Source organism: Pseudomonas sp. Pdm06 (assembly GCF_014851795.1).
GTDB lineage: Bacteria > Pseudomonadota > Gammaproteobacteria > Pseudomonadales > Pseudomonadaceae > Aquipseudomonas > Aquipseudomonas fluorescens_AA.
Map to the genome: position 1 here is coordinate 359,769 of NZ_JACVAH010000002.1, position 23,350 is coordinate 383,118.

Consider the following 23,350-nt stretch of genomic DNA (forward strand, 5'->3'; position numbering starts at 1 on the left):
CCGAATTGGTTTCCCTATGCGCTCCGCCTTCCTGATCTGCAGCCTGCTAGGGGTATTCTGCGCCGCCTGGTTCAGCCATCCCCCCCATGTATTGGCGCCGTTTGCCTCTATAAGCTCGAACACCGCGAAGGCCGCCGCGACGCCGCAATACACCAGTCGTTTTGTGTCTTCGCAGCTCAATGACTTTGTGCACGCCTCATCGGTCACCGCCCTGCCCGGTGGCGACTTGATGGCCGTGTGGTTTGCCGGCTCGCGCGAAGGTGCTGCCGATGTACAGGTGCGCACCGCACGCTTTGATGCCCGTAGCGGCGAATGGGGCACCGAGCACGTGCTTGCCACGCGGGAAAGCACCCGTGACGGCACCCAGCGTTACATCCGCAAACTGGGCAATCCGGTCATCGCCCTGGCGCCGGACAAACGTTTGTGGATGTTTTATGTCTCGGTATCGGTGGGTGGCTGGGCCACCAGTGCAATCAATGTGATGGTGTCCGATGACCTCGGCGCGAACTGGTCGACACCTCGGCAACTGGTGACCTCACCATTCTTCAATATCAGCACGCTGGTACGCGCCGCACCGGTGTTCCATGCCGATGGTTCTATCGGCCTGCCGGTCTACCACGAATTCATGGGCAAGTTTGCCGAGTACCTGTACTTGAGCGCCGACGGCGCGGTGATCGATAAATTCCGCATCAGCCGCGGCAAAAACTCCCTGCAACCTACCATTGTGCCCCTGGACGGCAACCGCGCCGTGGCGATGTTGCGCTATGCCGGCGATACCCATCACCGCGTCCTGGCGAGCCGTACCGAAGACGCCGGGCAAACCTGGAGCGAACCGTATCCGCTGGAACCAGCCAACCCCAATTCGTCGCTGGCAGCAGTGGGCACGGTGGACGACGGTTTGCTGGTAGCCCTCAATGACCTGCAGGACGGCCGCTTCAGGCTCAGTCTCTACGGCACCGACGCCCAGCTCAGCCAATGGCGGACGGTGGTGGAACTGGACCAGTCACCCGATCCGCTCGGCCAACCCTTCTCGCCCGACGTCTACAAGGAAATCATCGGCGAAGGCTTCCGTGCCTCCAGCGGCGCCCGGCGCCTGCCGCTGGAACAACGCTTCCTCAGTAACCTCGACTACCGCGTGTGCAAACCCCAGGGCTGCGATTTCGAATACGAGTACCCGTACTTCAGCCGCGGCTCGGACGGCATGTACCACGTGGTGTACTCATGGAATAACACGTTTATCAAACATGTCAGCTTCAACGAAGCCTGGCTGGCGGAGCGGCTGTGATGGTTCCTCTATGGCAGGCCCACTTGAGTTTTGTGCTGTTGGGGTTTGTGCTGTTGAGCACGTTTCGATTCAGCGCGCCCTGGCGCCCGTGGTGGTTGCCGATATTGGCTGCGGTGAGTTTTATCCCGGTCAATGAGCTGCCGCTGGCGGCGTATGTGCGCAGTTTTACCGATGACCTGGCGCTCAGCACCGTGGTGCTGTTGGGGTGGGTCGCACTCAGCAGGTTGGGCGTAGTGCCGCCGCTTGTGCGTCAGCACCAAGTGCAATTGCTGGCGCTGTTCGGCGTATTGAGCCTGTTGCTGTACCCCGCCACCTTGGGCCTGACCTATTACGACCCGTACCGTTGGGGGTTCAACCCGCGGCCCATGATTGTGCTGGTAGGTGCTTTGGCACTGCTGATGCTGTGGCTGCGCAATTCCCTGGCCGTGTGGATGCTGGCGATCGGCACCCTGGCCTTCGCGCTGCGGCTCAAGGCTTCGGAAAACTATTGGGACTATCTGGTCGACCCGCTGCTGACCGGCTACTGCCTGGTGGCCGGGTTCGGCCTGCTGATCGGCGCCGCCTGGCGTCCCCTTTTGAAATGGCACAGAGGTCAATGATGGGTGTGTTGCAATCGCGCCGCCTGCGTTACGGCGCAGGCTCGATCGCCTTGGTATTTGCGTTGCTGGCGGCGTTGCGGCTGGTATTTGTGCTGGGTTTTTCCGGCCTGGCTTTAAACACCCCGGCGCTCCTGGAAACACTGGGCATCGGCCTGCGTTTCGACCTGCGCCTGACGGTGCTGATTTTGCTGCCGCTGGCCGTGCTGGCGTGGCTGCCGCGCTGGAACCTGACCACCCTGCCGATCTTGCGTTGGCTGGCACGGGGCTATCTGCTCATCGCGCTAGCGGTGGTTGGCCTGGTGTACATCATCGACTTCGGCCACTACGCCTACCTTGGCGTGCGCATCAATGCGACGGTGCTGCGCTACCTGCAAGACGCACAGATTTCACAACAGATGGTGTGGGAAACCTACCCGGTGGTGTGGATCGCCTCGTGCTGGCTGACGGCAGTGGCGCTTTGGGTTTGGGCGCTGATACGCCTTGAACGATTGACCCTGGATCAGGAGCGCAAAATTATCAGCAAGTGGGCACTGGCGCCGGTTTCCGTGATGGGCGTCGTAGCCGTGCTGTTGGCCCTGCTTGGCCGCGTTGCCAACCTCAACCTGGAAAACCCGGTACCGCTGCGCTGGAGCGATGCGTTCTTCTCCGGCAACAACCAAGTGGCGGCGGTGGGCCTGAACCCGGTGCTGTTTCTGTATGACACGCTCAAGGTCGGTCAAGCGCAATTTGATGAAGCCCAGGTGCGCGAGCACTACCCGCAGATCGCGCAGTACCTGGGCGTCGATCAACCCGACGCCCAGCGACTTGATTTCGTCCGCGAACAAGGCGTGCAGCCTTATCGACTGGCCGGTGAGCGCCCGCCGAATGTGATTTTCGTCATGCTCGAATCCCTCGGCACCAGCGCCGTCGGTGCCTATGGCAATCCGCTCGACCCTACGCCGAACCTGGACAGACTGGCCACGCAAAGCTGGTTCTTCAAGCACTTCTATGTGCCCGTCACCGGTACCGCCAAGACCGTATGGGCCAGTATTACCGGCGTGCCGGATGTGACCCGCCAGGAGACCGCCACCCGCAACCCGCTGATCACGCGCCAACGCACGTTGATCAACGCGTTCGAGGGGTACCAGAAGTACTACATGATCGGCGGCAACGCCGGCTGGGCGAATATCAATGCGCTGATCCGCCAGAGCATCGACGGCGCGCAACTGTTCGAGGAAAGCCACTGGCGCTCGCCCCGCGTGGACGTGTGGGGCATTTCCGATCTGGACCTGTTCAAGGAAAGCGACCAACTGCTGCGTGCCGTGCCCAAGGACCAGCCATTCTTTGCTTACCTGCAAACCTCCGGCAACCATCGGCCGTTCACCATCCCCAAGCAAAACGACGGCTTCCAGGTCAAGGACGTGACACTGGAGCAAGTCCAGGCCGCAGGTTCGCGTAGCGTCGAACAATATAACGCCGTGCGCCTGCTGGACTACAACATCGGCCGCCTGATGGAAATCGCCAAGGCCGGCGGCTACTACGACAACAGTATTTTTGTGTTCTTCGGCGACCACAACACGCGTATCAGCCAGATCCCGCATATGGCCCCGGCGTTCGAGCAACTGGGCCTGGAAAGCAACAACGTGCCACTGCTGATCCATGCCCCCGGCCTGCAACCCCGGGTGATCGAAGAGGCCGTCGGTCTCGTGGACCTGTTGCCGACGGTGGCGGGCATGGCGGGCATACCGTTCAGAAATGGCGCGCTGGGCCGGGATATCCAGCAGCCGGCTCCCGAGGGCGAGCGCGTGGTGCCGCTGGTACTGCGCGAGGGTACATTCCCGATCATTGGCGGTGTTACCAAGGACTTCCTGCTGCAGATGCAGCACGACGGCAGTTCGCCGACCCTGCACGACCTGGCATCACCCACACCGCGTGACGATGTGGCCGCGCAGCATCCCGAGGAGTTTCGGCGCTTGAATGGGCTGACACGGGGGCTGCACGAAACGGCTCGGATGATGCTTTATCGCAATATTCCATGACGCTGCGCTCCTCACGCTCAATGACTGATTTGTATCTGTAGGCACAGTGGTGGCCGTTCGGGCGACCACCACTTCAGAACACGAAACTATGCCCTAACTCCCCTTCCATCCACCCCAAAAACCGCCTGACTCTGGGAAAGCTGGAGTGAGCCCTTGGGAACACCAGATGGTGGGCGGCGACCGGAGAGCTCAACGCTTCGGGGGCGACCTCAACCAGTGAGCCACTGGCGAGGTATTTTTGTGCCAGCAGCGTGCTTTCGAGGGCGAATCCCAAACCGTGGCTCGCCGCTTCCAGGCTCATGTAGGAGCGGTCAAAACTCAAGGCATAGGGTTTTTCGGGGCGGGCCAGGCCATGTTGGGCGAACCACTCAGGCCATCTGAGCAAGGTCGCTTCGGAAAGGATCAGGTCTTCAGCCAGAAGATCAGCGGCGCTTTTTACCGTGCAACGCGCGATCAGCTTGGGCGAGGCCAGCACAGCGAAGTTCTCGTTACGCACGGTACGCACTTCATAGCTGGGCCAATTGGGCCGGCCGTGGCGAATATCGACATCGATCTTGTCATGGCTGAAATGCAGCGATTCATAGGAGCAAGACAAATTGATTTGGATGTCCGGGTTGGTCAAGCGAAATGACTCCAACCTGGGCATCAGCCATAGCAAGCCAAAGCTGGGGGAGGAATGCAGCCGCAGGCAATCCAGGCTCACGTCACTCGCGGCCCGCTGGGTGGCGACTTCAAGGCTCTGCAACAAACCGGAAATGTCCTTCAAGTACTGCTCACCTACCGGTGTCAGCGTCACCCCACGCGCAGCCCGCACAAACAGCTGTCGACCAATCATGACCTCCAGCTTGGCCAGTTGATGGCTGATCGCTGACGGCGTGAGGTCGAGCACTTCGGCGGCTCTTGCCAGGTTGCCAAAACGAGCGGTTTGCTCGAAGGCTTGAATGGCTCTCAGCGGTGGCAGATGGGATGAAGGGATATCGTCCTGGCGCATCAGTATTCAGCCTGTTTTTGTGGCACGAGCAGGGAGTGCCATTCAAGCATTTGCGATCTGCATTGACGAGTGCTGAATTTTATTCATGTAGCAGTGACGTTTGCGTTATTGCTCGACCTGTTGACGGGGACCACTCTGGGTCATCGATCGCTGAATCGAACCATAAAAACAATCAGAGGTACCCCTCATGCTTCTTCAAGGCAAAGTCGCGATTATTACTGGCGCTGCATCCGAACGTGGTATCGGCCGAGCAACGGCTGTTACCTTCGCCAGACACGGTGCCCGCGTGGTGATCCTGGATCTCGACGAATCCGCCGCCCGTGACGCCGCGGCCACCCTCGGCGAAGGCCATCTGGGCCTGGCTGCCAATGTCGCCGACGAAACGCAAGTCAAAGCCGCCGTCGCCAAGGTTGTCGAGCGCTACGGCCGTATCGACATACTCATCAACAATGCCGGCATCACGCAGCCAATCAAGACCCTGGACATACGCCCGGGCGATTACGACAAAGTCCTGAATGTGAGCCTGCGCGGCACGCTGTTGATGTCGCAGGCAGTCATTCCGGTCATGCGTACCCAGGCCTCGGGCAGCATCGTTTGCATGTCATCCGTGTCGGCCCAGCGCGGCGGCGGTATCTTCGGCGGCCCCCACTACAGCGCAGCGAAAGCCGGTGTACTCGGACTTGGCAAAGCCATGGCGCGGGAGTTTGGCGCGGACAACATTCGCGTCAACTCCATCACGCCAGGTTTGATCCATACCGACATCACCGGCGGCCTGATGCAGGACGATCGTCGTCACGCCATCATCGAAAGCATCCCGCTGGGCCGGCTCGGTGCCGCGCAGGATGTCGCCAATGCGGCACTGTTCCTCGCCAGCGACTTGTCCTCTTACCTCACCGGTATCACGCTCGATGTAAACGGCGGCATGTTGATCCACTGACGATCAACTGAAGCCACCCATTGCCCTTTCAGTTCTGGATCGAAGATACGTCGGGCCTGAGCCCGGCGTTCTATAAAAACAAGAGATCAGACCATCATGATGACCACCATGACGCTCGACACTGTGTCCACAGTGCGCTCAAGCGCGTATCGCAAGACTGCCTGGCGATTGATGCCTTTCCTGATGTTGTGCTACCTGTGCGCTTACCTGGACCGGGTGAATGTCGGGTTTGCAAAGCTTCAGATGATGAATGACCTGGCCCTGAGCGAGACCGTATACGGGCTTGGCGCCGGCATGTTCTTTCTTGGTTATTTCCTTTGCGAAGTGCCCAGCAACCTCATCCTCCACAAGGTCGGTGCCCGGCGCTGGATCGCACGCATCATGATCTCGTGGGGCATCATCTCCGCCCTCTTCGCCTTCGTAGAAACGGCCTGGCAATTCTATACGCTGCGCTTTCTGCTCGGGATCGCCGAAGCGGGTCTTGCGCCGGGCTTGCTGCTCTACCTCACTTACTGGTTCCCCTCCTACCGTCGCGCCAAAATGACGGTGCTGTGGTTCATCGCCATCCCGCTCTCGGGGATGATCGGCGGACCGCTCTCAGGTTGGATCATGACGCAGTTCGCAGGCGTTCATGGCTGGGCGGGCTGGCAGTGGATGTTCGTGATTGAAGCCGCTCCGACCGTCATCGTTGGCCTGATGGTGCTGGCCTACCTCAAGGACGGCGTGCACCAGGCGACCTGGCTCACCGATGAAGAAAAAGCGCTGGTCGCCAAAGAACTGGCCGAGGACAACAGCCGCAAAGTCACCCACGCCTCGGTCGGGGCATTCCTGCGGGACCGCCGCCTGTGGATTCTCGCCGCTATCTACTTTTGCGTGGTCATGGGCCAGTACGCGATCACCTTTTGGCTGCCAACGCTTATCCGTAATGCAGGTGTTGCCGATCCGATGCACATCGGATTGCTCACCAGTCTCCCCTACCTGTGCGCCATCATTGCGATGGTGCTCATGGGGCGCAGCGGCGACAAACACCAGGAGCGGCGCTGGCATCTGGTCGGGCCAATGCTTGCCGGCGCGCTGGGCCTCACGTTGGCGGCGGTGTTCGGTGCCAACCTGACGTTGTCGGTGTTGTGCCTGTGCCTTGCAGCAGCAGGCGTGCTGTCGGCGTCTTCACTGTTCTGGATGCTGCCTACCACCTTGCTCGGTGGTGTCTCCGCCGCTGCGGGGATCGCCGGAATCAACAGCTTTGCCAATCTGGCGGGTTTCTGCTCGCCGTACCTGATTGGTTGGATCACCACCACGACCGGTTCGAGCGCCATCGGCATGTACCTGATTACCGGTGTGCTGTGCATCGGTGCCTGTTTGGTACTGCGCATTCCTGCCGCTTCGGTCAATCGTTGAGTTAACGGAGAATTTCCATGACTGCCACTTTATCTCGCGCGGCATCCACCACGTTGGTGCAGCGTGCCCATAACATTCGCCGCCATGCCTTGCGCATGGGGCAAGTCCAGGGCCAGGGTTATGTCGGTCAGGCACTGGGCGCGGCAGACTTGCTGGCCGTGTCGTACTTTCATGCCTTGAACTACAGGCCCGAAAACCCCGAGTGGGAACAGCGTGATCGCTTTTACCTTTCCATCGGTCACTACGCGATCGCGCTGTATGCCGCGCTGATCGAGGCTGAAATCATTCCACTGGATGAGCTTGAAACCTACGGTTCGGATGACAGCCGCTTGCCCATGTCCGGTATGGCCGCATACACCCCCGGCATGGAAATCACCGGCGGCTCGCTGGGCCAGGGACTGGGCATCGCGGTAGGCGCCTGCCTGGGTCTGAAGCGCAAACAGTCCAGCTCTTTCGTTTACAACCTGCTATCGGATGGCGAGTTGAATGAGGGCTCTACCTGGGAAGCGGTAATGTCAGCTTCGCACTGGAAACTCGACAACCTGATCGCCATCGTCGACGTCAACAACCAGCAAGCCGACGGCCACTCCAGCGAGGTGCTGGCATTTGAACCCATCGTTGACCGATGGCAAGCCTTTGGCTGGTTTACTCAGCGGGTGGACGGTAACGACCTGGACGCCTTGGTCAAAGCGTTCGACGCAGCCCGCAGCCATCCCGCCGCACAGCCGCGCGTCATCATCTGCGATACCAAGATGGGCAAAGGCGTGCCGTTCCTGGAAACCCGCGAAAAGACTCACTTCATCCGCGTAGATGAGCATGAATGGGATGTGGCCCTGAACAACCTGGAAGAAGGCAAAACAGCATGAACAACGCACAAAAGACCAACGTTCAGGTGCCCGCAGCGGCGAAGAAAAAGCTGACGACCTCGGCAATGATTGCTTCGATTGCCGCTGAAGGCCAGGCCACCAAGCCAGCGCCATTCGGCCACGCACTGGCCGCACTCGCGGACCAGCGCCAGGACATCGTGGGTTTATCGGCTGACTTGTCCAAGTACACCGACCTGCACATTTTTGCGAAGGCGCACCCAGAGCGCTTCTACCAGATGGGCATGGCTGAGCAACTGTTGATGAGCGCGGCGGCCGGCATGGCTCGGGAGGGGTTCGTGCCCTTCGCCACCACTTACGCGGTGTTTGCTTCGCGCCGGGCCTATGACTTCATCTGTATGGCGATTGCCGAGGAAAACCTCAACGTTAAAATTGTCTGCGGTCTACCGGGCCTGACCACCGGGTACGGCCCCAGCCACCAGGCAACGGATGATCTGGCGATCATGCGCGCCATGCCGAACCTGATGATCGTCGACCCCTGCGATGCCCTGGAAATCGAACAAGCCGTGCCCGCCATTGCCGCGCACCAAGGGCCCGTCTACATGCGGTTACTGCGCGGCAACGTACCGCTGGTGCTCGATGAATATGGCTATGAATTCGAGATCGGCAAAGCCAAGACCCTGCGTACGGGCAATGAGGTTTTAATCATTTCCACCGGTTTGATGACAATGCGCGCCCTGGAAGCAGCCAAGGAACTTCAGGCTGACGGTGTGGATGTCGCGGTGCTTCACGTTCCCACGATCAAGCCTTTGGATGAGCAGACCATCCTGGCTGAGGCTAGAAAGCCGGGACGACTGGTCGTGACGGCCGAAAACCACTCCATCATCGGCGGATTGGGCGAAGCGGTGGCCGCCGTGCTGTTGCGCAATGGGGTCACGCCGACGTTCAGGCAAATAGCGCTGCCGGACGCGTTTCTCGATGCGGGTGCACTTCCGACGTTGCACGATCGCTACGGTATTTCCACCCAGGCTGTGTGCGCGCAGATCAAGGGTTGGTTATAGGGTTTAAAACTGCAGGGGGGGAATCCCCCCTGAACGCCGTGGGGAAAGCCCCCCTTTTTACTCTCGTCGCAGGAGCGTATGGGGAGCAACGCCAAAGGCCTTGCGAAAAGCGTGGCTGAAATGAGAGAAGTCGGAGAAACCGAAATCCAGCGCCGCCTGAGAAATACTGCGGACTTGACCGCGCTCAATAGCCTCGCGGCTGGCGAGCAATCGCGCCTTCCAGATTTCTGCGACCGGCGATTTCTGATGACGGGCGAAAGCGCGCGTCACCGTGCGTGTGGAGACATGGTGGGCTTGCGCGATGCGTTCGAGCGACAGGTCCGCCTCGGTCAAATACTGGTGGATGTACTTCATGATCCGGCCATGCAGATCCAACTCGTCATGAGTCTGCTTTAGATCCTGGAGTTCCAGGCTGACCACCAGAAGGTCGAGCAACGTGCTGGAGTAACGACTGGAGACTCCTGTGTTATGGAAGACTGAAGGCATACTCGCGGCTTGACGTAACATCTCGCGTAACGGAATCACCCCTGGGCGACGATCATCCAGAACCACAGCGGTGCAGTCCGCTATGAAGGGCAAGCGCTGACTGAGCAGTTGTCGCGGAATGCGGACAAGGTGGTTATCAGTACCACCGAAGCTGAATCTGAACGGCTGGGATGCGTCATAAAGAAACAGATCGTCCGCCGCCAGTTTCGTCCGTCGGTCAGCCTGCTCCAGTTCGCCATAACCGCTCCTGGTGAAGCCCAACCACAAATCGTCATTAGGATCACTGCGCAGGTGCTGGGCGGAACGCTCCCAATAGTGCAAGGGTGCGGACAACGTGCAGATGTCCAATGAGCCCATGGCATGCACCTCCAGCGCCCCGTCAAAATCGCTCTGCGCCAGTCGTTTGCTGTCTGCGTCCAGGCAGTGGTGACAAACCACCTCTTTCCAGTAATCGAATCGGAGGGGGGCCGTAACGGCAAGCGTTGAATACTGACAGGTCTGGCTCATTGCATTCACCTCGCGGCGGCGTTTCAACAAAAAAAGCGGGGTAACGTTTTTGCGAGCCAAGCAATTAGCAGGCCATCTCCATCGCATCATTCCCGCTGTCAGACACCTTGGAAGATAGCCGCCTGCACGTTACAGAGGCCGATCCCTCCAACACTCCCCATGCCACTTCTCGGGGCACATCGCCCCCTTGTTTCACACGCCCCGCACCATTGCCGCGCGCTGACATGCCGGCCTTTTTTACCTGTCCTTTTTAACCAAACGGTTGTCCATTCGAGCCAAGCACGTTGCATCCCCCCTGGATAATTTTCACTCCACGCCGTGTCCCTACAAGCACGAATGAGGAGGTGTCCCATGCATCCACGAGAACAGCAGCGACTGTCCGATTCATCCTGGTTTTTACAGCGATGGGACATGGCACCCGAAGAGTTCGCCACTTACCTGGTGCAGCTCGGGACCTTGGTGCTGCAACGCCGATGGAGTGGTACCCACCGCAAAACAACAACATCCACTGGGATGTAGAACAGCGAACCGTCCGTTTGAGACGGAAATAAAGGAGCCCCCCATGGAATCTGCAATCGATAAACATCTCAAATGTCCGCGGACTTTGTCCCGTCGTGTCCACGACGATTACCAGCCACCCTTCCCGATGTTTGTGGGGCGGGCTGACGAAAACGTGAAGCAAGTTGTAATGGCTTACCTCGGTGTGCAATTTCGCGACGAGCAACGCGCCGCCGCCTTGCAAGCCATGCGCTACATTGACGCAAGCTTTGCCCTCGCCGATGGCCCAGGGAATCACGACCTGACCTACCACCTCGACAATCAGGGTTACGGAAACTTCATCGCCGTGGGCTACTGGCGTGATCCCGCCGCCTATCACCGATGGTTACGTTCAGCGCCCGTGGCCGATTGGTGGGGCGACGATGCGCGCCTGAACGAGGGGTTGGGGTATTTCCGCGAAGTCATCGCACCACGTGCCGAGCAGTTCGAGACGCTGTATGCATTCCAGGAGGATTTGCCAGGTGTCGGTGCGATCATGGACGGCATCAGCGGCGAGATCGAGGAGCACGGCTACTGGGGCTCGGCGCGGGATCGCTTTGCTATCTCGCAGACCGACTGGATGCAGCCGACCAGCGAACTGCAAGTCATTTCAGGCGACCCCGCCAAGGGCGGCAGGGTCGTGGTACGCGGCCACGACAACCTGACGCTGATCCGCTCCGGACAAGACTGGGTCGAAGCCGGCGACGAAGAGCGCGCGCTCTATTTCAACGAGATGCTACCGCCACTGCAAGACGGCATGAACTTCCTGCGTGACGAGGGGCAGGCGCTGGGCTGCTACAGCAACCGCTTCGTACGCAATGTCGACCTTGATGGCAATCTCCTCGACATCGCCTATGACATCGGTCACTGGCGATCCCTCGACAAACTGGAACGCTGGGCAGAATCCCACCCCACTCACTTGCGTATTTTCACCACGTTCTTCCGAGTGATCGGAGGCCTTTCGAAGCTGCGGCTGTATCACGAGGTCTCGGTAGCGGACGGTAGCCAGCAACTGTTCGAGTACATCAACTGCCATCCGCAGACCGGGATGATGCGCGACGCGCAAGTGTCGCCCACCTGACTCCATCGCTGACTCCACTTTTAGCCCTGCGCGTCGCCTGATGGGCGCTAGCGGGGCTCTTTTTGCCCGAAAAAAGGATCGTCGATCATGAAACAGTTCCGCTACCTGTCGCTTGCCGCCCTCCTCCCCAGCCTTTCCTCCCATGCCCTCGAGGTGGATCCTGGCGATTACGAGCCGCTCCCCGTGGGAGCGACCATCGGCGTGGTCTACTACCAGCACGCCACCACGGACAGTGCCTATGCCCAGGGGCACAAGACCAGCTCCGATTTCAACCTGACTTCCGATATCGGCATTCTGCGTCTGCTGCACGTCTATCAGTTGAGCGAGCGGCTGACCATCGAGCCTCAATTCCTGTTGCCCTTCGGTCATGTCTCGGGCGGTGGTGACGCTTCTGTTCTAGGCGACGCCAGCGGCATCGGCGACCTCATTCTCACCGCGCCGCTCAAGTACCGTCTCAACGACGCCAACGACACCCTCGGTGCGACCGCCTACTTGTACGTGCCGACTGGCGACTATGACAAAGACGACGCGCTCAACATTGGCGAGAACCGTTGGAAGGTTGATCTCCAGGCCGCTTACGTCAAGCACTTCACGGAGAAGTGGGCCATCGACCTCGTCGGTGACGCCATCTGGTACGGAGACAACAACGACTTCGGCGCCAGCTCCGCCCGCCGGGAACAGGACGTTTCCTACGGCGCTCAGTTAATGGGGCGCTACATGCCCGACGAGACCACTGCGCTGGCTATCGGCTTCGGCCACAGTTGGGGTGGGGAAAACCAGATCGATGGTGTCAACCAGGACGACAGGATGGAAACCACCAACTTCCGCGTCACGGCCAGAAAGTTTTTCACCGCCAAGGACCAACTCCAAGTGCAACTTGGACGCGACCTTGCGGTGGAGAACGGCCCCAAAGAGGACTTTCGCATGAACCTGCGCTACGTCAGGGTCTTTTAGGCCCGCCCGTCTCTACCCCCCGTTGTCCTTATCAACCAAGCGTGTGCCCAACAACGCGACAGTTGGCTAATGAGATGCCTCTCACCCGAAACGGAGTAACCAGACAATGACCGACCAGCAACCCACCACGGAACAACAACCCTCCCTCTATACCCGTCTTGGCGGCTATGACGTGATCTATCAGTTCGCAGGCGCAGTGTTGAGAAAGACAATGGGACACCCGGCCATCGGGCACATCTGGGCCCATATGTCGGAATCGACGTTCCAAAAGGAACACATCAATTTTGTCGATTTCCTTTCCGAGCACTGGGGTGGAAGCGCCAAATACAGGGGGAGAGACATGGTCACCGCGCATCGCGGAATGGGGCTGACCGAGGTGCACTGGCAAGCCGTGCTTGATTGTCTCGAGGCGTGCTACGACGACTACAGTCTGGCCCCGGATCTGCGCAAAGAGGTCAATGACTTCCTCATCAAGTTCAAACCGGCGGTGATCGGGAGCCCCTCCTATCGAGACGTCGTACTCGCGCACCCGGAAATGGACCCCGCCAAAGGCATGAGAAGCGTTGGGGTTGTCTGGCCAAAACCAGGGAAGTCATCTCGGAAACAGACCACGCCTGAATCCGAAGACTGATACCCCGGCATAAGCCTGAGCCACAGCAATGGAGGGCGACCGTGGAGGGGCAAGCGAGTCCCGCTCAACCAAGCGACTGTCCTCCTCAGCCAAGCGCTGCTCAATCTGTGGAGATAGCTTGATACCAGCCCCGGCCACGGCTCGCCAATCGTGCGCACCGTGCCCGGGCATCCCCGAGATGACGTTTGAACAGACATTGCCAGCCCCTGCGGGTTGGCACAGGACACAGGACACCCCATGGCCATCATCCGCCCGACTCTCGAACAAGTGCAGGATCTCGCCAGCCGCCTGCACATACAGCTGACACCCGAGCAAGCCAGCGAATACCTGGCGCTCATGCAATCCAGTTTCGATGCCTACGACCTAGTCGATGAGTTGCCTGATTTCATCCCTTCAGTGCGCTACGAGCGCAGTTCCGGTTATCGCCCTTCAAGCACGGAAAACCCGCTGAACGCCTGGTACTACAGAACTGAGGTGATGGGCGCCAGTTCGGGCAAGCTCGCTGGCAAGACGGTCGCGCTCAAAGACAATATCTCCCTGGCCGGTGTCCCGATGATGAACGGCGCCGCACCACTGGAGGGTTTCGTACCGTCGTTTGATGCCACCGTGGTGACGCGTCTGCTCGATGCGGGAGCAACCATCCTCGGCAAAGCCACCTGCGAACATTACTGCCTCTCCGGTGGTAGCCATACCTCGGACCCCGCGCCTGTGCACAACCCTTTTCGCCATGGTTTCACAACAGGCGGTTCGTCTTCTGGCAGCGCGGCGCTTGTGGCGACGGGCGCGGTCGACCTGGCTATCGGTGGCGACCAAGGCGGTTCCATCCGCATTCCTGCCGCATGGTGCGGCATTTATGGAATGAAACCGACCTGGGGTCTAGTGCCTTACACCGGGGTCATGGCGATCGAGTCCACCTTCGACCATGTCGGCCCCATGACGAACAACGTACGCGATAACGCGCTCATGCTCGAAGTGATGGCCGGCGCCGACGGGCTCGACCCTCGCCAGGCCGCCCCCAAGGTCGATGCCTATTGCGATTATCTGGAACGAGGCGTGACCGGACTCCGGATCGGGATCCTCCAGGAAGGCTTTCAACTCGCTAACCAGGATCCACGTATCGCAGAAAAGGTCCGCAGCGCTATCGCCCGGCTCGAAGCTTTGGGCGCGCGGGTCGAGGAGGTATCGGTTCCCGAACACAACCTGGCGGGATCGTTATGGAGCCCTATCGGCTGTGAAGGCCTGACCATGCAAATGATGCACGGCAATGGAGCGGGTTTTAACTGGAAGGGGCTTTACGACGTGGGCCTGTTGGACAAACAGGTCGGTTGGCGCGATCAGGCAAACGCATTGTCGCCGTCCCTCAAGCTTTGCATGTTCGTCGGCCAGTTCGGTCTGGAGCGCTACAACGGTCGCTACTACGCCAAGGCCCAGAACATAGCGCGCTTTGCCCGAGCGGCCTATGACAAGGCACTGGACAACTATGACCTGCTCGTCATGCCGACGGTGCCAATCACCGCTCAGCCGCTCCCGGAACCGGGCTCTTCAATCACCGAGACCGTCACGCGTGCGTTGGAGATGCTTGGCAATACGGCCGCTCAAGACATTACGGGGCACCCCGCCATGTCGATCCCTTGCGGCCTGGTGGACGGACTGCCCGTGGGGCTGATGTTAGTCGGAAAACATTATGCCGAAGGCACCCTCTATCAGGCTGCAGCCGCATTCGAGGCCTCTGTCGATTGGCGGACGTTGTAGACCTGCGCATCGCATTGGCGAACGAACACCGGCAAGTAGCACTGAAAGTGAGTATCAACTTCAGAGGAGCCAAGACATGAGCCATACCCACGAACATCATCACGATCACGATCACGATCACGACCACACCGAGCCCCCCGAGGCCATCGCCTTGCGTGTCAAGGCGCTCGAATCCCTGTTGATCGAAAAGGGCTTGGTCGACCCAACTGCCATGGATGCTCTGGTGGATACTTACCAGCACAAGGTCGGCCCGCGCAACGGCGCTCAGGTGGTCGCCAAGGCCTGGTTCGATCCCGATTACAAACGTCGGCTGCTGGAAGATGCCACCGCGGCCATTGCCGAACTGGGTTTTTCCGGCGTGCAGGGCGAAGACATGGTGGTGGTGGAGAACACCGCGACCGTGCACAACGTGACGGTCTGCACATTGTGCTCCTGCTACCCCTGGCCGACCCTGGGTCTGCCACCCGTCTGGTACAAATCCGCGCCCTATCGGTCACGGATCGTCATCGATCCGCGCAGCGTGCTGGCCGAATTCGGCTTGATCATTCCCGATGACAAGGAAGTCCGCGTCTGGGACAGCAGTGCTGAGTTGCGCTACCTGGTACTGCCGGAACGTCCGGCCGGTACTGACGGCTGGAGCGAGGAACGACTGATCGAGTTGGTGACGCGTGACGCCATGATCGGCACTGGCCTGCCGAAGACGCCGGGCGACGAAGCCTGAACCCGAGAAGGAGAAAACCATGAACGGTGTACACGACTTAGGCGGTATGCACGGTTTCGGCCCGGTGCTCACCGAAGAAAATGAACCCATCTTCCATCACGACTGGGAGCGCAGGGTCTTTCCGCTGTTCGCCTCGCTCTTCGTCGGCGGACACTTCAATGTCGACGAATTCCGACATTCCATTGAACGCATGGAACCGGCTGAATACTTGCAGTCCAGTTACTACGAGCATTGGCTGCATGCCTTCGAGAACCTGCTGCTGGAAAAAGGCGTGATCAGCACTGGCGAACTGCAGGGTACGGCCAAACCAACCCCACCGACACAACCCGTCACGGTTTTAACACCGGACATCGTCGAGGCCGTAGTGCTCGGCGGCGCCTCTTCCCGGGCAAAGGAGCCCGTCTCCGGCCGCTTCCGGGTCGGTGACCGGGTGCGGACGAAGAACCTCAACCCAACCACCCACACCCGACTGCCCCGCTACGCGCGCGGCAAGGTCGGGACCATCGAGATTGCACACGGCGCGTTTGCCACCCCGGACACGATGGCCCACGGTCTAGGCGAACAGCCCCAACAGGTCTATGCCGTTCGCTTCAGTGCGACAGAACTGTGGGGAGTGGCGCGCCCGGACAGTGTTTGCATTGATCTGTGGGACAACTATCTGGAGGCCGTATGAGCGCCAGCATGCGTCACATCCCCCCAATAGCCGGCCTGTCTCTCGACGATGAAGGCCCGGTATTCGACAAACCTTGGCAGGCCCAGGCTTTTTCCCTGCTGGTACACCTGCACCAGATCGGTCTATTCCCCTGGGAGGACTGGGTGCAGGTATTCAGCGACGAGATCAAGGCTGCCCCGGCACAACCCGGAGAAAGCGTCAACGACACTTACTACCGGCAGTGGATCACAGCGTTGGAAAGAATGGTCACCACACTCGGTTTAACGGGGATGGAAGACATCAGCCGGCGCACCGAGGAATGGCAGCAGGCTTACTTGAATACCCCCCACGGACAGCCGGTGACGCTGCTCAATGCGAGTTGCCCACCGGCCCATGGAAACGGCCACGAACACCTGGCGCGGCACGAGCCGGTGGCGATCAGCCGAGCCACTCGCTGAGGCCGGAGTCGTCCTGTTTTTTTACTTTCGAGGTCGCGTAGCGGCCAAGGGGCAATCGTCATGCATATCGAACCTAACCTGGTGGAAGCTGGAAAACTCTGGCTGAGCTATGTCACTGCCGCAGGTGCCGGCGCCTACACCCTCAAACTCGCGGCCCAAGCCATGGGCGAGCGTGGTGTCTTCTCGCTGCTGGCTCGCACTGTCACTGCCACGGCCCTGGTATTCAGCTTCTTCGAGCTACTACCGCACCATCCAGTCGGCGTCTCCGAGGTCCATCTCATCCTCGGGTCAACGCTGTTTCTGCTGCTCGGCGCCGCACCTGCGGCAGTGGGTCTGGCCCTGGGGCTGCTGATCCAGGGTCTGTTCTTCGCGCCATTCGACCTGCCGCAATACGGCATGAACGTCACCACCCTTCTGGTACCGCTGTTCGCAGTTACCGCCCTGGCGAAACGCATCATCGCGCCAAACACGCCGTATGTGGAGCTGAGCTACAGACAAGCGCTGGGGCTGTCGACAGCCTTCCAGGGGGGCATTGTCGCCTGGGTTGCCTTCTGGGCCTTCTACGGACAAGGCTTCACAGCAGAAAATGCCCTGTCAATTCTGACCTTCGGCAGCGCCTACATGAGCGTCGTCATCCTCGAACCGCTGTTGGACCTGGCCGTGCTGGCCGGTGCCAAGGCAACACATCGCCTGCGTGGTAGCACGCTGCTCGAGCGCCGTCTGTACCAGGCCGCCTGAGTCGACAGACTCCAGTCCAGGCCAGACTGTCCCCGGGCATTCGAAGACCGTAATGCTCGGGGGCATCAAGAGCGAGAACCGTCCCGAAACCTCGTGAGCGAACCAGAGGTGTTTGATGTTTTTCAGAAATAGCACCCGCAAGGAATTGAAGCTGCTCGGCGACCGGCTGGAACAGCCCGACGGCGAGGGAGTATCGATAGCGGTGAAGGATTCGTCACTGCGACGGGTACTGGCGGGCATCGAACGCCTGCTCGCCGATCGCACGGCGCTCCGGGCCAGCGTGGTCGACCTTAATGCTGAACTGCAACGCCTCAGGCTTCAGTTGGGTGAATACGAAACGCGGTTGCATGATCAAGAACAACTTTGGCAATTGGCGGCAAGCGGGTCGGAAGATCTGCTCTGGAAATTGCAGCTCGATGGCAGCCAACAGCCCGCGCGTGATGCAGTACTGCAATGGTTCGGCAACCTGCCCACCCAAACGGATCTCCCGGTCTATCTAGGCTCCTGGAACGATTGCCTTCACCCTGACGACCGCCAGGCCAACCTGGATGCCCTGGCTCATCACCTTGCCGATCGCAGCGGGCATGCGCCCTACCAGGTGGAGGTGCGCCTCGCGAGCCACTCGGGAGAATACCGCTGGGTCCAGATCTGCGGTGAAACGCTCCGTGACGAACGGGGGCTGCCACAGATCAGCGTCGGTATGCTGCGCGACATCCACAAACAGCGCTTGCGAGACGAAGAATTCGCGATGCTCTCGGCCCGCTTCGATATTTCCCGCGAATGCATCCAGGACGCACTCTGGGATATCAATATCATCGCAGGCGATCCAGCCAATCCCCATAACGTCATCTGGTTCTCGTCACAGATGCGTCGCATGCTTGGCTACGAAACCATCGAAGAGTTTCCCAATGTGTTCGAAAGCTGGCTGTCCCGCCTGCATCCCGAAGACAGCCAGCGTGCGGTGCAAGCCTTTGTCGAACATGTCGCCGACCGCTCCGGCCAAACACCCTTCGATGTGACTTACCGCCTCAAGCACCGCAACGACGAGTACCGTTGGTTCAGAGGCAGAGGTCAGACCCAGCGAAGCAACGACGGCACGCCCTTACGTACAGTGGGGGCGATCACCGACGTGCACTCCCATCGCGAGGAAAGCCAGTTGCGCCAGACTCAGGAACGTCAGCATCAAGCCATGCAGGAAAACCTCGCCAAGCTGACGCAGATAGTCGCCGCCATCCAAAGCATCGCCAAACAGACCAATCTACTGGCCCTGAATGCGGCCATAGAGGCGGCCAGAGCCGGTGAGGCCGGAAGGGGTTTCGCAGTGGTCGCCGACGAGGTCCGCAAGCTGGCCACCCGGACCAGCCAGGCCACCCAACAGGCGGCCGACATGATCGAGAGGTACTGAGTTCAAGCTGGGCCTCCATGCTATTCGCCCCGACTTCTCGTACAAAACCCAGGCAGTGACGCTCCTGGGTTTTCTCGAGTGAACTCGCACCTACAGTGGGTTTGGGGCGCCGTGGGATTCGCCCTGTCACACTTTGTCCAATCTTCACCAGTGCAGATGATTACGATTCTCTTTTAAGTTGAATTGTAAAGGACACCCCATGCACTCCCCTCTCCGTTTTCCAACATTGTCCCCGTGGACGCGTTTCGCCCTGGCCGCCGGTGCAGCCGGCGCGCTGTGCACGTCCGCCCAGGCTGCTGAACCGCAGGCCTTGACCCTTGATGATGTGGTCGTGACCGCTTCCGGCTACGAGCAACGCGTCGAGGATGCCCCGGCCTCTGTCACGGTGATTGATGGGGAGACGCTGCGCCGCAAGTCGTATCGCGATCTGGGTGACGCGGTGCGGGATGTCGAGGGGGTAACGGTCAACGGCGGGGCCAATGAGACGGACATTTCCATTCGCGGCATGCCAGCCGATTACACGCTGATTCTGGTCGATGGCAAGCGCCAGAGTGCCCGGGAATCGCGGGTCAACGGTAACAGCGGTTACGAGCAGAGTTTCGTGCCGCCGGCGGCGGCCATCGAGCGTATCGAAGTGGTGCGTGGGCCGATGTCGTCGCTGTACGGTTCGGACGCCATTGGCGGGGTGATCAACGTGATTACCCGCAAGGTTTCGCCGCAGTGGGGCGGCTCGGTGTCCTACGATTATTCGGCGCGCCAGCACAGTGACCAAGGCAACGCCCGCCAGACGCAGTTCTACCTCAATGGTCCGTTGCACGAAGATTTTCTCGGCTTGCAGGTCTGGGGCCGTTACCTGGATCGTCAGGCCGATGACGACATCGAGCAAACCAACGGTTTCAGCCAGGCCGATCACCGCGACCTGACCGCACGCCTGGCCTTCACCCCGACCGTCGACCACGACATCCTGCTGGAGGCTGGCGCCACGCGCTTGAAGAACGGCGACGGCATCAGTGCCAATTGGGCCACCCGCGAGCAGGAGAACAATCGCGATCACTGGTCGCTGTCGCACCAGGGCCGTTGGGGTTGGGCCACGTCGGATATCGCCTTGTCCCAGGAAACCTCCAGCCGCGAAGGCAAGGCCACGCCGGCGCAAACCGATATTTACGGGCGCAAACCGGAGGTCAAGAACACCGTGTTCGACGCCAAACTGGTGGTGCCCACCACGCACAATGTCAGTACCGTGGGCATGCAATGGAATGAAAGCGAATTGACCGACTGGAACCAGGGCCTGGGCGATCGCGTCGATTACGAGTTTTCGGTGCTGCAAAAAGCCGTGTTCGCCGAAAACGAATGGTCGGTGACCGACAGCTTCGCGCTGACCACCGGCCTGCGCCTGGACGACCACGAACAATATGGCACCCACGCCAGTCCGCGGATCTACGGGGTGTGGCGCGCCACCGATAACTGGACGCTCAAGGGCGGTATCGCCCGCGGTTTCAAGGCGCCCGAATTGCGCGCGGTGGTCAAGGATTACGCCTACCTGCGACGCAACCGTTTCGTGATGCTCGGCAACCCCGACCTGAAACCGGAAACCAGCACCAACTACGAGTTCTCGGCGCTGTGGTCCAACCGCGATGATCTGTCGGCGGGCGCGACGGTGTTCTACAACGACTTCCAGGACAAGTTATCGACGGTCACCACCGACGAGCGCTGGAACGGTTACATCGTCATGGATCGGGTCAACATCGATAAGGCCGTGATCCAGGGTGTGGAGCTGACCGGGCAATGGGATATCAACGCCAGTGTGTTGCTCAAGGCCAATTACACCTACACCGACTCGGAACAGAAAAGCGGCGCCAATGCCGGCGCACCACTGGCGCTGACGCCCAAGCAAAAAGCCAACCTGCGCGGCGAATGGGTGATCAATGATCGCGCGCAAGCGTGGGCGTCGGTCAGCTACTACGGAGAAGAAACCGGCAACACCATTACCGATGAAAGTGCACCAGGCTACACCACGGCCGATCTGGGCGGCTCTTATGAGCTCACCGATTCGATCACGTTGAACAGTTCGCTGAACAACATCACCGACAAGCGCCTGGACGATGAAACCTACGGCACGGTGAACTACGGTCGCACGTTGTGGATGGGCGCTACGTTGAACTTCTGAGCAGCGCGGCCGGCAGCCTGACCACGGCGCACAATCCGGCGGACGGGCGGTTTTCCAGCAGCAGTTCGCCACCGTGTGCCTGCACGCAGGCGCGGGCGATGGCCAGGCCCAGGCCGACACCGCCCTTGTGCCCATCGGCCGCTCCACCGGCGAACTGCACGAACGGCTCGAATACCCTGCTCAACCAGGCATCGGGAAGCCCTGCACCGTGGTCGAGGATGTCCAGGCGGACGGTGCCGGCGTCTTCGCGAGACAGGCTCAGCGTGGCGTCCCCGGCATGACGCAGGGCGTTGTCGATCAGGTTGGTCAGCGCCCGTTTCAGCGCCAGGGGCCGGCACGTCAGCATGATCGGCGGCGCTCCGTGCCAGGTCACAGGCTGGTTCAGCAGTTGGTAACGTTTGGCCAGGTCATCCAGCAACCCGTTCAACGAAATGGTCAGCGTCGGCTCCTGCACAGCGTCTTCGCGGACGAAGTTGAGGGTTTCGCGCACCATCAGACTCAACTCTTCGAGACTTTCCAGCATGTCCTCGCGAGCATCGCCCTCCTCCAGCAGTTCCACTTGCAGGCGCAGTTCGGTGATTGGCGTATTGAGGTCATGGCTGATCGCGGCGAGCATGCGTGTGCGGCCCTCGACATGGCGGGCGATGCTGGCCTGCATGTGGTTGAACGCTGCCGTCAGGTCCCGTGCCTCCTGCGGCCCCGTCAGCGGCAGCGGGGCAATCCACTCGCCGCGACTGACGCGCTCGGACGCCTGCACGAGGGTTTTCACAGGCTGCACCACGCGACTGATGCAGAACATGACGATCAACAGCACCGGAATGATCGTCACCGGCAGGCTGTACGTCAGGACTTTGCGCCACTCGTAAGCCCCGACCGGGTGCTGCAACGCGTTGAGGTAGCGGCCGTCGGGCAGTTCGATGCTGCTGCGCAAACGCAACGGAGCCCAGCCAGCTGGGCTGAACACCTGGTCCCGGGCATGACCGCCGGTGACCCGCTCCAGTTGCATGACCACGGCAAGGTCTGGCGCCAGTTGCAGGCGCTCGCGCAGCACATTGGCCAGGCGTTGTTCTTCGGCGCGCATGTCGAAGGGCTCGACGTCGGCGCGCCGATCAATCCAGAAATGTGCATCCGGGGTGATCATCGACGCCAGTAGCCGGGCGCCGACCTGGTTGGGTGCTTCGAGAGCCGCATGGTGCGCGGTGACCAGACGTTCCAGGCTCATGGTCCGCGACAGCGGATGGATCAACGCCCCAGTGCGCTGCAGAACCAGCATGGCAATTGCATTGGAAGCGAGCAACGCAAGCAACAGCAGCACACTGAGTTGATGAACCATCTTGCGCGGCCACAAGGCACGCAGGCGACTCATGGCGCCTGCAGCACGACATCGGACGCCAGCAGATAGCCGCCACCCCAGATGGTACGCAGCAATTCCGGTTCCCCCGGTTTATGGGCCAACTTGCGCCGCAGACGACTGACCTGACGGTCGATGGCGCGGTCTGTCACGTCTCTGTCGGTTGCGGTGGTCAAATCAATCAAGCGCTCGCGGGGCAGCAGCGTGTTGGGATGGTTGAGAAACACTTGCAGCAGCTTGCTTTCGACGGTGCTGAGCAGAATCGGCGGCTCTTGATCACGTGCCAGCGTGGCGTGACGGGCATCGTAACGCCAGTCGGCAAACAGGTAGCAGGGGCTCATTTTCACGGCGACAGGGTCGGACGCCGATATGGCCTGTTTCGCGCCGGTCGGGCGGCGTCGACGCAGTACGCTGTTGATCCGCGCCACCAATTCCCGGGGCTCGAACGGTTTGGTGACGTAGTCGTCCGCGCCCAGATCAAGACCGCGAACCCGATCGGCGCAGGTGTCGCGCGCCGTCAACAGAATCACCGGCGTATCGCTTCGCCGATAAAGACGACTGCACAACTCGAAACCATCGCCATCGGGCAGCGACACGTCGAGGATGATCACCTCAAAGCTGTGCTGCTTGAGCAACTGCCACATGCCCGCCGCATCCGCCGCCGTGCGCACCTCGAACGTGTGGCGACGCAGAAACGTCGCCAGCGGATCGCGGATCTTGCGGCTGTCATCGACGATGAGCACGCTAGGGGCTTTGCTGGAAGGAATTGGGGGCATCGCGGCTCAAGACTACCAAGG

20 protein-coding genes and 2 pseudogenes are annotated in these 23,350 nt (G+C 60.3%); 18 read left to right on the forward strand and 4 right to left on the reverse strand.

Annotation, left to right across the window (positions count from 1 at the left end; genetic code table 11):
• The first annotated feature begins 16 nt into the window (after positions 1–16).
• From IB266_RS04755 to IB266_RS04765, 3 genes are read left to right on the forward strand one after another with little or no spacing between them, the layout of a single operon-like run.
• Positions 17–1,285 carry a sialidase family protein gene (locus IB266_RS04755; protein WP_192260361.1) on the forward strand — a complete coding sequence of 423 codons (1,269 nt, stop codon included), beginning with the start codon at positions 17–19 and terminating at the stop codon, positions 1,283–1,285.
• Positions 1,285–1,884: a hypothetical protein gene (locus IB266_RS04760; protein ID WP_192260362.1), complete on the forward strand. Its 600-nt coding sequence runs from the start codon at positions 1,285–1,287 to the stop codon at positions 1,882–1,884. The genes IB266_RS04755 and IB266_RS04760 overlap by 1 nt, the downstream gene beginning before the upstream one ends.
• On the forward strand, positions 1,884–3,902 hold the full coding sequence (locus IB266_RS04765; RefSeq protein WP_192260363.1) for an LTA synthase family protein: 2,019 nt from the start codon (positions 1,884–1,886) through the stop codon (positions 3,900–3,902). The genes IB266_RS04760 and IB266_RS04765 overlap by 1 nt, the downstream gene beginning before the upstream one ends.
• Positions 3,903–3,975: 73 nt before the next feature.
• Here IB266_RS04765 and IB266_RS04770 read toward each other — a convergent pair whose 3' ends face one another.
• Entirely contained in the window at positions 3,976–4,893 is a 918-nt protein-coding gene (locus tag IB266_RS04770; protein ID WP_192260364.1) for a LysR substrate-binding domain-containing protein, read from the reverse strand.
• 187 nt (positions 4,894–5,080) lie between these two features.
• Between IB266_RS04770 and IB266_RS04775 the strand changes: the two genes are divergently transcribed.
• The 4 genes from IB266_RS04775 to IB266_RS04790 all read left to right on the forward strand — a co-directional run bounded on the left by IB266_RS04775 (position 5,081) and on the right by IB266_RS04790 (position 9,113).
• On the forward strand, positions 5,081–5,830 hold the full coding sequence (locus tag IB266_RS04775; RefSeq protein ID WP_192260365.1) for an SDR family NAD(P)-dependent oxidoreductase: 750 nt from the start codon (positions 5,081–5,083) through the stop codon (positions 5,828–5,830).
• Between the two features lie 96 nt (positions 5,831–5,926).
• Entirely contained in the window at positions 5,927–7,228 is a 1,302-nt protein-coding gene (locus IB266_RS04780; protein WP_192260366.1) for an MFS transporter, read from the forward strand.
• Positions 7,229–7,245: 17 nt separating this feature from the next.
• Positions 7,246–8,094 (forward strand): transketolase, encoded by an 849-nt coding sequence (locus IB266_RS04785; RefSeq protein WP_103308257.1) that lies wholly within the window; start codon positions 7,246–7,248, stop codon positions 8,092–8,094.
• Positions 8,091–9,113, forward strand: coding sequence for a transketolase family protein (locus IB266_RS04790; RefSeq protein ID WP_192260367.1), 1,023 nt, complete (start codon positions 8,091–8,093; stop codon positions 9,111–9,113). Before IB266_RS04785 ends, IB266_RS04790 begins: the two co-directional genes overlap by 4 nt.
• Before the next feature lie 57 nt (positions 9,114–9,170).
• Here the strand turns inward: IB266_RS04790 and IB266_RS04795 are convergent, their stop codons facing one another.
• On the reverse strand, positions 9,171–10,106 hold the full coding sequence (locus IB266_RS04795; RefSeq protein ID WP_192260368.1) for a helix-turn-helix domain-containing protein: 936 nt from the start codon (positions 10,104–10,106) through the stop codon (positions 9,171–9,173).
• 562 nt (positions 10,107–10,668) lie between these two features.
• Here IB266_RS04795 and IB266_RS04800 point away from each other — a divergent pair.
• The 11 genes and pseudogenes from IB266_RS04800 to IB266_RS04845 all read left to right on the forward strand — a co-directional run bounded on the left by IB266_RS04800 (position 10,669) and on the right by IB266_RS04845 (position 21,202).
• On the forward strand, positions 10,669–11,724 hold the full coding sequence (locus tag IB266_RS04800) for a phenylacetaldoxime dehydratase family protein (protein ID WP_192260369.1): 1,056 nt from the start codon (positions 10,669–10,671) through the stop codon (positions 11,722–11,724).
• A gap of 87 nt (positions 11,725–11,811) precedes the next feature.
• Entirely contained in the window at positions 11,812–12,678 is an 867-nt protein-coding gene (locus IB266_RS04805) for a transporter (protein WP_192260370.1), read from the forward strand.
• A gap of 106 nt (positions 12,679–12,784) precedes the next feature.
• Entirely contained in the window at positions 12,785–13,309 is a 525-nt protein-coding gene (locus tag IB266_RS04810; RefSeq protein ID WP_192260371.1) for a group I truncated hemoglobin, read from the forward strand.
• A 237-nt stretch (positions 13,310–13,546) separates the two neighbouring features.
• Complete coding sequence (locus IB266_RS04815) at positions 13,547–15,061, forward strand: amidase (protein ID WP_192260372.1); 1,515 nt, start codon at positions 13,547–13,549, stop codon at positions 15,059–15,061.
• 76 nt (positions 15,062–15,137) lie between these two features.
• Entirely contained in the window at positions 15,138–15,782 is a 645-nt protein-coding gene (gene nthA / locus IB266_RS04820; RefSeq protein WP_192260373.1) for a nitrile hydratase subunit alpha, read from the forward strand.
• A gap of 19 nt (positions 15,783–15,801) precedes the next feature.
• Positions 15,802–16,455 carry a nitrile hydratase subunit beta gene (gene nthB / locus IB266_RS04825; protein ID WP_192260374.1) on the forward strand — a complete coding sequence of 218 codons (654 nt, stop codon included), beginning with the start codon at positions 15,802–15,804 and terminating at the stop codon, positions 16,453–16,455.
• An 8-nt stretch (positions 16,456–16,463) separates the two neighbouring features.
• Positions 16,464–16,892, forward strand: coding sequence for a nitrile hydratase accessory protein (locus IB266_RS04830; RefSeq protein ID WP_225613410.1), 429 nt, complete (start codon positions 16,464–16,466; stop codon positions 16,890–16,892).
• Between the two features lie 60 nt (positions 16,893–16,952).
• Positions 16,953–17,630 carry an energy-coupling factor ABC transporter permease gene (locus IB266_RS04835; protein ID WP_060742474.1) on the forward strand — a complete coding sequence of 226 codons (678 nt, stop codon included), beginning with the start codon at positions 16,953–16,955 and terminating at the stop codon, positions 17,628–17,630.
• A gap of 115 nt (positions 17,631–17,745) precedes the next feature.
• Positions 17,746–18,738: pseudogene (locus tag IB266_RS04840) on the forward strand (PAS domain-containing protein); the annotation flags it as partial.
• Positions 18,739–18,819: 81 nt separating this feature from the next.
• A pseudogene (locus IB266_RS31050) lies at positions 18,820–19,029 on the forward strand (methyl-accepting chemotaxis protein); the annotation flags it as partial.
• A gap of 205 nt (positions 19,030–19,234) precedes the next feature.
• Positions 19,235–21,202, forward strand: coding sequence for a TonB-dependent receptor domain-containing protein (locus IB266_RS04845; RefSeq protein ID WP_192260377.1), 1,968 nt, complete (start codon positions 19,235–19,237; stop codon positions 21,200–21,202).
• On the opposite strand, the gene IB266_RS04850 is transcribed toward IB266_RS04845, so the two are convergent.
• Together IB266_RS04850 and IB266_RS04855 are read right to left on the reverse strand one after the other, a co-directional pair.
• Entirely contained in the window at positions 21,186–22,535 is a 1,350-nt protein-coding gene (locus IB266_RS04850) for an ATP-binding protein (RefSeq protein ID WP_192260521.1), read from the reverse strand. The genes IB266_RS04845 and IB266_RS04850 overlap by 17 nt on opposite strands.
• A gap of 29 nt (positions 22,536–22,564) precedes the next feature.
• Positions 22,565–23,329: a response regulator transcription factor gene (locus tag IB266_RS04855; protein ID WP_192260378.1), complete on the reverse strand. Its 765-nt coding sequence runs from the start codon at positions 23,327–23,329 to the stop codon at positions 22,565–22,567.
• Positions 23,330–23,350 lie beyond the last annotated feature (21 nt).

Excerpts from the sequence above, each read along its gene's own strand:
- IB266_RS04755 (WP_192260361.1), top strand. The coding sequence starts at position 17 with ATGCGCTCCGCCTTCCTGATCTGCAGCCTGCTAGGGGTATTCTGCGCC.
- IB266_RS04760 (WP_192260362.1), top strand. The coding sequence starts at position 1,285 with ATGGTTCCTCTATGGCAGGCCCACTTGAGTTTTGTGCTGTTGGGGTTT.
- IB266_RS04765 (WP_192260363.1), top strand. The coding sequence starts at position 1,884 with ATGGGTGTGTTGCAATCGCGCCGCCTGCGTTACGGCGCAGGCTCGATC.
- IB266_RS04770 (WP_192260364.1), bottom strand. The coding sequence starts at position 4,893 with ATGCGCCAGGACGATATCCCTTCATCCCATCTGCCACCGCTGAGAGCC.
- IB266_RS04775 (WP_192260365.1), top strand. The coding sequence starts at position 5,081 with ATGCTTCTTCAAGGCAAAGTCGCGATTATTACTGGCGCTGCATCCGAA.
- IB266_RS04780 (WP_192260366.1), top strand. The coding sequence starts at position 5,927 with ATGATGACCACCATGACGCTCGACACTGTGTCCACAGTGCGCTCAAGC.
- IB266_RS04785 (WP_103308257.1), top strand. The coding sequence starts at position 7,246 with ATGACTGCCACTTTATCTCGCGCGGCATCCACCACGTTGGTGCAGCGT.
- IB266_RS04790 (WP_192260367.1), top strand. The coding sequence starts at position 8,091 with ATGAACAACGCACAAAAGACCAACGTTCAGGTGCCCGCAGCGGCGAAG.
- IB266_RS04795 (WP_192260368.1), bottom strand. The coding sequence starts at position 10,106 with ATGAGCCAGACCTGTCAGTATTCAACGCTTGCCGTTACGGCCCCCCTC.
- IB266_RS04800 (WP_192260369.1), top strand. The coding sequence starts at position 10,669 with ATGGAATCTGCAATCGATAAACATCTCAAATGTCCGCGGACTTTGTCC.
- IB266_RS04805 (WP_192260370.1), top strand. The coding sequence starts at position 11,812 with ATGAAACAGTTCCGCTACCTGTCGCTTGCCGCCCTCCTCCCCAGCCTT.
- IB266_RS04810 (WP_192260371.1), top strand. The coding sequence starts at position 12,785 with ATGACCGACCAGCAACCCACCACGGAACAACAACCCTCCCTCTATACC.
- IB266_RS04815 (WP_192260372.1), top strand. The coding sequence starts at position 13,547 with ATGGCCATCATCCGCCCGACTCTCGAACAAGTGCAGGATCTCGCCAGC.
- nthA (WP_192260373.1), top strand. The coding sequence starts at position 15,138 with ATGAGCCATACCCACGAACATCATCACGATCACGATCACGATCACGAC.
- nthB (WP_192260374.1), top strand. The coding sequence starts at position 15,802 with ATGAACGGTGTACACGACTTAGGCGGTATGCACGGTTTCGGCCCGGTG.
- IB266_RS04830 (WP_225613410.1), top strand. The coding sequence starts at position 16,464 with ATGCGTCACATCCCCCCAATAGCCGGCCTGTCTCTCGACGATGAAGGC.
- IB266_RS04835 (WP_060742474.1), top strand. The coding sequence starts at position 16,953 with ATGCATATCGAACCTAACCTGGTGGAAGCTGGAAAACTCTGGCTGAGC.
- IB266_RS04845 (WP_192260377.1), top strand. The coding sequence starts at position 19,235 with ATGCACTCCCCTCTCCGTTTTCCAACATTGTCCCCGTGGACGCGTTTC.
- IB266_RS04850 (WP_192260521.1), bottom strand. The coding sequence starts at position 22,535 with ATGGTTCATCAACTCAGTGTGCTGCTGTTGCTTGCGTTGCTCGCTTCC.
- IB266_RS04855 (WP_192260378.1), bottom strand. The coding sequence starts at position 23,329 with ATGCCCCCAATTCCTTCCAGCAAAGCCCCTAGCGTGCTCATCGTCGAT.